The sequence below is a fragment of the Streptomyces sp. NPDC060027 genome, from assembly GCF_042737005.1.
Taxonomy (GTDB): Bacteria; Actinomycetota; Actinomycetes; order Streptomycetales; family Streptomycetaceae; genus Streptomyces.
In genome coordinates, this window is record NZ_JBHWVI010000029.1 from 51,309 (window position 1) to 59,908 (window position 8,600).

Here is an 8,600-nt window from a genome sequence, read left to right on the forward strand (position 1 = left end):
GGTGTGCACACGGTCCCCGGGCGTGCGGACGTCCGGGAGCCGCCCCCCGATAGCCCACACGTCATGTCCCCGTAACCATCGATTCAGGTGACCTTGCGACGCTCAGGGAATGCAGCCCGCCGCGCCCGAGCCTTCTCCCCCGCCGGAGAACGAGTCCTCACCGTCGACGGGGAGTGAGCGTACGCCAGCCATGCGGAACGGGAACTTCCGCATCGGCGCGCTGGCGCCCGCCCTCTCCGACGCGCCGGTCTCGCCTTCGGCACGGAAGAATGGGTCCATGAACCAGCGAAGCGCCCAGGCACCCGTGCAGCACCCGCAGCCCTCCGTCGGCTCCATCGCCGCGCATCGTCCGCACACCGTCGCGGCCAACGTCTCGGACCTGGAGCCAGATCTCGACGCCGACCTCGACGAGTACGAGGACCTGGTGCAGGACGGGATCATGCTGCCGCAAGGCCGGTTCCTGGACCGTGAGCGCAGCTGGCTGGCGTTCAACGAGCGTGTTCTGGAACTCGCGGAGGACCCGAACACGCCTCTTCTGGAGCGCGCCAACTTCCTGGCGATCTTCGCCAGCAACCTGGACGAGTTCTTCATGGTCCGGGTGGCCGGCCTGAAGCGCCGTATCGCCACCGGTGTCGCCACCAAGTCCGCGTCGGGCCTCCAGCCCCGCGAGGTCCTGGAGATGATCTGGGCCCGCTCCCGCGAGCTCATGGCCCGGCACGCCGCCTGCTACCAGGAGGACGTCGCCCCCGCGCTCGCGGAGGAGGGCGTCCACCTGGTCCGCTGGAGCGAGCTGACCGAGAAGGAGCAGGCCCGCCTGTTCACTCTCTTCCGGCACCAGATCTTCCCGGTGCTGACCCCGCTGGCGGTCGACCCCGCGCACCCCTTCCCGTACATCTCGGGCCTGTCCCTGAACCTCGCCGTCATCGTACGGAACCCGGTCAGCGGCCACCGCCACTTCGCGCGCGTCAAGGTCCCGCCGCTGCTCTCCCGCTTCCTGGAGGCCTCCCCGAACCGCTACGTCCCCATCGAGGACGTGATCGCGGCCCACCTGGAGGAGCTCTTCCCCGGCATGGAGGTGCTGGAGCACCACACCTTCCGCCTCACCCGGAACGAGGACCTGGAGGTCGAGGAGGACGACGCCGAGAACCTGCTCCAGGCCCTGGAGAAGGAGCTCATGCGGCGCCGCTTCGGCCCGCCGGTGCGCCTGGAGGTCGAGGAGTCCATCGACCGGTACGTCCTCGATCTCCTCGTACGCGAGCTGAAGATCTCCGAGGCCGAGGTGTACCCGCTGCCGGGTCCCCTGGACCTCACCGGCCTCTTCGGCATCGGCGCCCTGGACCGGCCCGAGCTGAAGTACGCCAAGTTCATCGCGGGCACCCACCGCGATCTCGCGGAGGTCGAGTCGGCGTCCCCGCCCGACATCTTCGCCGCGCTGCGCGAGCGCGACGTCCTGCTGCACCACCCGTACGACTCCTTCTCCACCTCGGTGCAGGCCTTCCTGGAGCAGGCAGCGGCCGACCCGGACGTGCTCGCCATCAAGCAGACGCTCTACCGCACCTCCGGCGACTCGCCGATCGTCGACGCGCTGATAGACGCGGCCGAGTCCGGCAAGCAGGTCCTCGTCCTGGTCGAGATCAAGGCCCGCTTCGACGAGCAGGCGAACATCAAGTGGGCCAGGAAGCTCGAGGAGTCCGGCTGCCACGTGGTGTACGGCCTCGTCGGGCTGAAGACCCACTGCAAGCTGTCGCTCGTGGTCCGGCAGGAGGGCGAAACCCTGCGCCGCTACTCCCACGTCGGCACCGGCAACTACCACCCGAAGACCGCCCGGCTGTACGAGGACCTGGGACTGCTCACCGCCGATCCGCAGGTCGGCGCCGACCTCTCCGACCTCTTCAACCGGCTCTCGGGCTACTCGCGCCGCGAGACCTACCGCCGTCTGCTCGTCGCTCCCAAGTCCCTGCGCGACGGCCTGATCGCGCGGATCAACAAGGAAGTCCAGCACCACAACGCCGGGCGTCCCGCCTTCGTCCGCATCAAGGTCAACTCGATGGTGGACGAGGCGCTCATCGACTCGCTGTACCGCGCCTCGCAGGCCGGGGTGCCGGTCGACATCTGGGTGCGCGGAATCTGCGCCGTCCGACCCGGCGTCACGGGCCTGTCCGAGAACATACGGGTCCGCTCCGTCCTCGGCCGCTTCCTGGAGCACTCCCGGGTCTTCACCTTCGGCAACGGCGGCGAACCGGAGGTGTGGATCGGCAGCGCCGACATGATGCACCGCAACCTCGACCGGCGGATCGAGGCCCTGGTCAGGGTCACCGACCCGGCCCACCGGGCAGCCCTCAACCGGCTGCTGGAGACCGGCATGTCCGACACCACGGCTTCCTGGCACCTCGGCCCCGACGGCGAGTGGACCCGACACGCGACCGACGCGGATGGCCAGCCCCTGCGGAACGTCCAGGAGATGCTCATAGACGCCCGGAGGCGCCGGCGTGGCACAGCAGCACCTTGATCCCCCCACCGACTCCGCGGCCGGGACAGGCCCCAGGGCAGCCCCGGCCCCCCTCGACGAGGGAGGTGCCCCCATCGGTGACGCCCTGGCGGGTTATCTGCGGGCCCAGGCCACGGAGTTCCTCCGCTCACTGCGCCAGCACCGGGAGACCGGTGCCGCGGCGAGCGGTGCCGGGGAGTCCGGCGCCGCGGCGCGTTCCCTGCGCCGCTCCGCCCGCCGCATCAGCGGCAGCCTGCACACCTTCCGGCCGCTGCTCGACGCGGACTGGTCGGAAGGGGTGCGGCCCGAACTCGCCTGGCTGTCGGGCACGCTCGCGCGCGAACACGCCTGTGCCGCACGCCTGGAGCGGCTGCTCGGCGCGCTGAACCGGCTGTCGGGCACGGCCGCGCTGCCCGTCCAGGCCGGACGGGCCCCGGCCCCCAAGGGCAATCTGACCGTCGGCGCCGCGAAGGCGGGCGCACTCCTCGACCGCCAGCTGACGCTCGCGCGGACCCGGGCCCACTCGGCGGCCCTCCAGGCGCTCGGTTCCTCCCGCTTCCACGCCGTCGCCGACAGCGTCGCTTTACTCGCCAGCGAGGTGCCGCTGGCCCCCTCCGCGGACTCGGCCGACCTGCGTCCGCTGGCCGCCGCGGCCCAGGACCGGCTGACCGACGCCGTCACCGCGCTGCCGCTGGTCGCCGCGGGCCACCCCTACAACGCGGAGGCCCTCGTGCACGGCCTCTCCGCCGACACCGCTCCCCAGCCGCAGGACGCGCCCTGGCACCAGGTCCGGCTGCTGCTGCGGCTGCACCGGTACGCCAGCGAGGTGCTGCACCACGGGGAGTGCCCCGTCGACGTACGCCTGCTCGGCGCCGGCCAGGCGCTCAACCGGCACCGGGACGCGGCGGAGGCGGCGTCCGCAGCGGCGTCGGCGGCCCGCACCCCGCGCATCGCGCCGGCGACGGCGTACGCGCTCGGTGTACTGCACGCCGACCAGCGGCACGAGGTGGAGGCGGCGCGGTTCGCGTTCCAGCAGACCTGGCAGAAGGAAGCCGTACGCACCCCTTGAGGGAGGCCTCATGGTTGACGACACCATCCAAGCGGCGGGCTGCGTCCTGTGGCGCCGCTCCCCGGTCGACTCCGCGCTGGAGATCTGCCTCGTCCACCGGCCCAAGTACGACGACTGGTCGCATCCCAAGGGCAAGCTGAAACGCGACGAGGACTCCCTCGCCGGCGCGCTCCGCGAGGTCGAGGAGGAGACGGGCTACGACGCCCTCCCCGGGGCGGTCCTGCCCACCGTCCACTACCTCGTCGGCGGCCGCCCCAAGGAGGTCCGCTACTGGGCGGCGGAGGCGGCCGATGGTCATTTCACCCCGAACGACGAGGTGGACCGTGTCCTCTGGCTCTCCCCCACCGCCGCCCGCCACCGCCTCTCCCAGCCGCGCGACTGCGACCTCGTGGACGCGCTGCTGAACGCGCTGCGTCTGGCCTGACGCAGCCCGGGCTCACCCACCGTGGTGAGCACCAGCCCCTCGCCGGTACTCAAGGGAATAGTGAGGCGAATGAGGGATGCCGGAAGCATGTGCCGTGAGAAACACGGTCGACCCCGATCGATTACCTGGAGTTTCCCTCCAGGCCCCCTGAGCCGGGATACGGCCGTGTCCTCGACGTAAGCGTTCCGTGACCTCACCGCACCGCCGTCAGGGGTTCACCCCTCGTTCACTTATGGCCATCGGCGCCTTCACCTGATCTGCCTAATTTCGGCCTTACACGGTGCGAGGGACGTCCTGGACGTTCTCGCCGCACCGCTAACGCAACGCATGACACAGACTTCGCACGCCGCCACCAGACGGCGGCTCCTGGAAGGAACTCCCGAAGTGAAGCTTCAGCGCATGAACCGGCGGGCCCTCACCCTCGGTGCTCTCGCCGTCTCCGGCGCCCTGGCCCTCACGGCGTGCGGCTCTGACGACACGGGCAAGGGCGACGCCGGCGGCAGCTCGGCACCGACCGCGGCCGCGGGCTCCATCAAGTGTGACGACGCCAAGGGTCAGCTGCAGGCCTCCGGCTCCTCCGCGCAGAAGAACGCGATCGACGCCTGGGTGACGGCTTACAAGGCCGCCTGCAAGGACGTTCAGATCAACTACAACCCGACGGGCTCCGGCGCCGGTGTCACGGCGTTCACCCAGGGCCAGACCGCGTTCGCCGGTTCGGACTCGCCCCTCAAGCCCGAAGAGGCCTCGGCCGCCAAGAAGGTCTGCGACGGCAACCCCGCGCTCGACCTGCCCATGGTCGGCGGCCCCATCGCCCTCGGCTACAACGTCGACGGTGTCGACAACCTCGTCCTGGACGCCTCCACGATCGCCAAGATCTTCGATGGCAAGATCAAGACGTGGGACGACAAGGCGATCGCGGCCCTGAACCCCGACGCGAAGCTCCCCGGCACCAAGATCCAGGCGTTCCACCGCTCGGACGAGTCCGGCACCACGGACAACTTCACCAAGTACCTGAAGGCCGTCGCCCCCTCCGACTGGGGCTACTCCGGCGGCAAGGCCTGGCAGGCCAAGGGCGGCCAGTCCGCGCAGGGCTCCTCCGGCCTGGCCCAGCAGGTGAAGCAGACCTCGGGCGCGATCTCGTACTTCGAGCTCTCCTACGCCGCTGACGGCATCAAGACCGTCGACCTGAAGACGGACGCCGCGACCCCGGTCAAGGCCACCGTCGAGAACGCCACCAAGGCCATCTCCACCGCCAAGGTCGCCGGCGTCGGCAACGACCTGGCCCTGGAGCTGAACTACAAGCCGACCGCCGAGGGCGCCTACCCGCTCACGCTGGTCACCTACGAGATCGTCTGCGAGAAGGGCAACAAGGCCGACACCCTGGCCGCCACCAAGTCCTTCCTCACCTACATCGCGAGCGAGGACGGCCAGAAGCAGCTGACCGCCGCCCAGTACGCGCCGATCCCCGAAGAGATCATCACCAAGGTTCGTTCCACCCTCGCGAACCTGAGCTGACCCGAGTGTGGCCCGCCTCGCCGAGGCGGGCCGCACCGTCCGGTGCACCGCCGCCTGGGGCCGCCACTCGATCCGGCTCCGCAGACCGGAGACTCCTGATGGACATATCGACACAGAACACCGAAGCGCCTCCCCCGATCCCGCCGCCTTCCGATGCCCTGCAGAAGCGTGCGGCCCGCGGCGCGACCCGCCCCGGCGACCGCGTCTTCCTCGCGCTCTCCCGCGGTTCCGGCATCCTGCTCCTGGTGATCATGGCCGCCATCGCGGTCTTCCTCACCTACCGCGCCTCCCTCGCGCTGAGCAAGAACGAGGGCAACTTCCTCACCACGTTCGAGTGGAACACCAGCCTCGTACCGCCGGTCTTCGGCATCGCGGTGCTGGCCTTCGGCACGGTCGTCTCCGCGATCATCGCCATGGCCCTCGCGGTCCCGGTCGCGGTCGGCATCGCCCTGTTCATCACGCACTACGCGCCGCGCAAGCTCGGCGGACCCATCGCGTACGTGATCGACCTGCTCGCCGCCGTCCCGTCCATCGTGTACGGCCTCTGGGGCGCGATCATCCTCGTGCCGCACATGACCGGCCTGTTCGGCTGGCTCGACCACTACTTCGGCTGGACCGGCATCTTCGAGTGGCAGGGCGGAGCGCCCCGCTCGATGCTCACCGTCGGCATCCTGCTCGCGATCATGATCCTCCCGATCATCACCAACGTGAGCCGTGAGGTCTTCCGCCAGGCGCCGCAGATGCACCAGGAAGCCGCGCTGGCCCTCGGCGCCACGCGCTGGGAGGTCATCCGCATGTCGGTGCTGCCCTTCGGCCGCTCCGGCGTGATCTCCGCCTCGATGCTCGGCCTCGGCCGCGCGCTCGGCGAGACGATGGCCGTCGCCACCGTGCTCTCCCCGACCTTCGACATCCAGGCCAGCCTGCTCGACCCGGGCGGCGGCACCTTCGCGCAGAACATCGCGAGCAAGTTCAACGAGGCCAACGAGTTCGGCCAGGACGCCCTGATCGCCTCGGGTCTCGTCCTGTTCGTCATCACCCTGCTGGTCAACGGCGCGGCGCGCTTCATCATCAACCGCCGCAAGGAGTACTCGGGGGCCAACGCATGAGCAACGCACCCGTCACCCGCAAGCACGCCGACAGCCTGCGCGGCGGCAGCCTCCCGAAGTGGTCCGCCTGGGCCATCGCCGCGGGCGCCCTCGCCGTGGCCGCCGGCATCGGCCTGGCCGCCGGCCTGGACAGCAAGGTCCAGTGGGGCCTGATCGCCGCGATCCTCTTCGTCCTCGGCACGTACGTCGTCGCCGCCCGCGTCGAGGGCCGCCGCCAGGCCAAGGACCGCGTCGCCACCACGCTGGTGTGGGCCTGCTTCATCATCGCCGTCGTCCCGCTGGCCTCCCTGATCTGGGAGACCGTCAAGCGCGGTGCGCAGGTCTTCGACGCCTACTTCCTGAGCCACTCCATGGGGGTGGTCGCCGACAAGGACACGGGCGGCGGTATCTACCACGCGCTCATCGGCACCCTGGAGCAGGTGGGCATCGCGACCCTGATCGCCGTGCCGATCGGCGTGCTGACCGCGATCTACCTCGTCGAGTACGGACGCGGCACGCTCGCCAAGACGGTCACCTTCTTCGTCGACGTCATGACGGGCATCCCGTCGATCGTCGCCGGCCTGTTCATTCTCAGCTTCTGGATCCTGATCCTGGACATGGGCTACTCCGGCTTCGCCGGCGCGCTCGCCCTGTCGATCCTGATGATGCCCGTGGTGGTCCGCTCCACCGAGGAGATGCTCAAGCTCGTCCCGAACGAGCTGCGCGAGGCCTCCCTCGCCCTCGGCATCCCGAAGTGGCGCACCATCCTCAAGGTGGTTCTGCCGACGTCCATCGGCGGTATCACCACGGGTGTGATGCTCGCCGTCGCGCGTATCGCCGGCGAGACCGCTCCTGTGCTGCTGTTGGTGTGGGGTACGAACTTCATCAACAACAACCCGTTCGACGGCCCGCAGGGCTCGCTCCCGCTGTACATCTACCGTCAGTACAGCGCGGGAACCGACGCGGCCACCGACCGGGCCTGGGCGGCGGCACTGGCGCTCATCCTCTTCGTCATGATCCTCAACATGGGTGCGCGCGCCGTCGCACGCTGGAAGTCACCCAAGACGGGCCGCTGACGCGGCCGATCAGCGACCCGAACCTTCGCGAAAGAAGCAGTGATTGACATGGCCAAGCGAATCGACGTAAGCGGTCTGACCGCCTACTACAGCGCCCACAAGGCGATCGAAGACATCTCCATGACGGTCGAGCCCCGCTCGGTGACGGCCTTCATCGGCCCCTCCGGCTGCGGCAAGTCGACGTTCCTGCGCACCCTGAACCGCATGCACGAGGTCACCCCCGGCGGGCGTGTCGAGGGCAAGGTGCTGCTGGACGACGAGGACCTGTACGGCAGCGGGATCGACCCCGTCGCCGTGCGCCGCACCATCGGCATGGTCTTCCAGCGTCCCAACCCCTTCCCCACGATGTCGATCTTCGACAACGTGGCGGCGGGCCTCAAGCTCAACGGCTCGTACAAGAAGTCCGAGCTCGGCGACATCGTGGAGAAGTCCCTCAAGGGCGCGAACCTCTGGAACGAGGTCAAGGACCGGCTGAACAAGCCCGGGTCCGGCCTGTCCGGCGGTCAGCAGCAGCGTCTGTGCATCGCGCGGGCGATCGCGGTGGAGCCGCAGGTCCTCCTCATGGACGAGCCCTGCTCGGCCCTGGACCCGATCTCCACCCTCGCCATCGAGGACCTGATCGGTGAGCTGAAGGAGCGCTTCACGATCGTCATCGTGACGCACAACATGCAGCAGGCCGCCCGCGTCTCCGACCGCACCGCGTTCTTCAACCTGTCCGCGGTCGGCCAGCCCGGCCGCCTCATCGAGATAGACGACACGGAGCGCATCTTCTCCAACCCGTCCGTCCAGGCCACGGAGGACTACATCTCCGGTCGCTTCGGCTGACCGGACCGCCTCCCGAGAACCCCTCGCGGTGCTGCATGGCGGTGCCACCGCGAGGACGAGAAGGGCCCCCCCCCGATATGGGGGGCGGGCCCGCTCGTTTTCCCCACCCCACCAGGCC

The 8,600-nt window shown here is 69.7% G+C and carries 7 protein-coding genes; all 7 read left to right on the forward strand.

Going from position 1 to position 8,600, the window contains the following annotated elements; translation table 11 throughout:
• Nucleotides 1–277: 277 nt before the first annotated feature.
• The 7 genes from ACFWBT_RS10590 (at nucleotide 278) to pstB (ending at nucleotide 8,482) form a co-directional block, all read left to right on the forward strand.
• Complete coding sequence (locus ACFWBT_RS10590) at nucleotides 278–2,509, forward strand: RNA degradosome polyphosphate kinase (protein WP_385698024.1); 2,232 nt, start codon at nucleotides 278–280, stop codon at nucleotides 2,507–2,509.
• Nucleotides 2,490–3,557 carry a CHAD domain-containing protein gene (locus ACFWBT_RS10595; RefSeq protein ID WP_385698026.1) on the forward strand — a complete coding sequence of 356 codons (1,068 nt, stop codon included), beginning with the start codon at nucleotides 2,490–2,492 and terminating at the stop codon, nucleotides 3,555–3,557. The genes ACFWBT_RS10590 and ACFWBT_RS10595 overlap by 20 nt, the downstream gene beginning before the upstream one ends.
• A gap of 10 nt (nucleotides 3,558–3,567) precedes the next feature.
• Complete coding sequence (locus ACFWBT_RS10600) at nucleotides 3,568–3,981, forward strand: NUDIX hydrolase (RefSeq protein ID WP_385698028.1); 414 nt, start codon at nucleotides 3,568–3,570, stop codon at nucleotides 3,979–3,981.
• 384 nt (nucleotides 3,982–4,365) lie between these two features.
• Nucleotides 4,366–5,496: a phosphate ABC transporter substrate-binding protein PstS gene (gene pstS, locus ACFWBT_RS10605; protein ID WP_385698030.1), complete on the forward strand. Its 1,131-nt coding sequence runs from the start codon at nucleotides 4,366–4,368 to the stop codon at nucleotides 5,494–5,496.
• Nucleotides 5,497–5,594: 98 nt separating this feature from the next.
• Nucleotides 5,595–6,602, forward strand: coding sequence for a phosphate ABC transporter permease subunit PstC (gene pstC, locus ACFWBT_RS10610; protein WP_385698032.1), 1,008 nt, complete (start codon nucleotides 5,595–5,597; stop codon nucleotides 6,600–6,602).
• Complete coding sequence (gene pstA, locus ACFWBT_RS10615) at nucleotides 6,599–7,657, forward strand: phosphate ABC transporter permease PstA (RefSeq protein WP_385698034.1); 1,059 nt, start codon at nucleotides 6,599–6,601, stop codon at nucleotides 7,655–7,657. The genes pstC and pstA overlap by 4 nt, the downstream gene beginning before the upstream one ends.
• Before the next feature lie 48 nt (nucleotides 7,658–7,705).
• The gene (gene pstB, locus ACFWBT_RS10620) at nucleotides 7,706–8,482 is read left to right on the forward strand and encodes a phosphate ABC transporter ATP-binding protein PstB (protein WP_385698035.1); all 777 of its coding nucleotides are present in this window, start codon (nucleotides 7,706–7,708) and stop codon (nucleotides 8,480–8,482) included.
• The last annotated feature ends 118 nt before the right edge of the window (nucleotides 8,483–8,600 follow it).

Excerpts from the sequence above, each read along its gene's own strand:
- ACFWBT_RS10590 (WP_385698024.1), top strand. The coding sequence starts at position 278 with ATGAACCAGCGAAGCGCCCAGGCACCCGTGCAGCACCCGCAGCCCTCC.
- ACFWBT_RS10600 (WP_385698028.1), top strand. The coding sequence starts at position 3,568 with ATGGTTGACGACACCATCCAAGCGGCGGGCTGCGTCCTGTGGCGCCGC.
- pstC (WP_385698032.1), top strand. The coding sequence starts at position 5,595 with ATGGACATATCGACACAGAACACCGAAGCGCCTCCCCCGATCCCGCCG.
- pstA (WP_385698034.1), top strand. The coding sequence starts at position 6,599 with ATGAGCAACGCACCCGTCACCCGCAAGCACGCCGACAGCCTGCGCGGC.
- pstB (WP_385698035.1), top strand. The coding sequence starts at position 7,706 with ATGGCCAAGCGAATCGACGTAAGCGGTCTGACCGCCTACTACAGCGCC.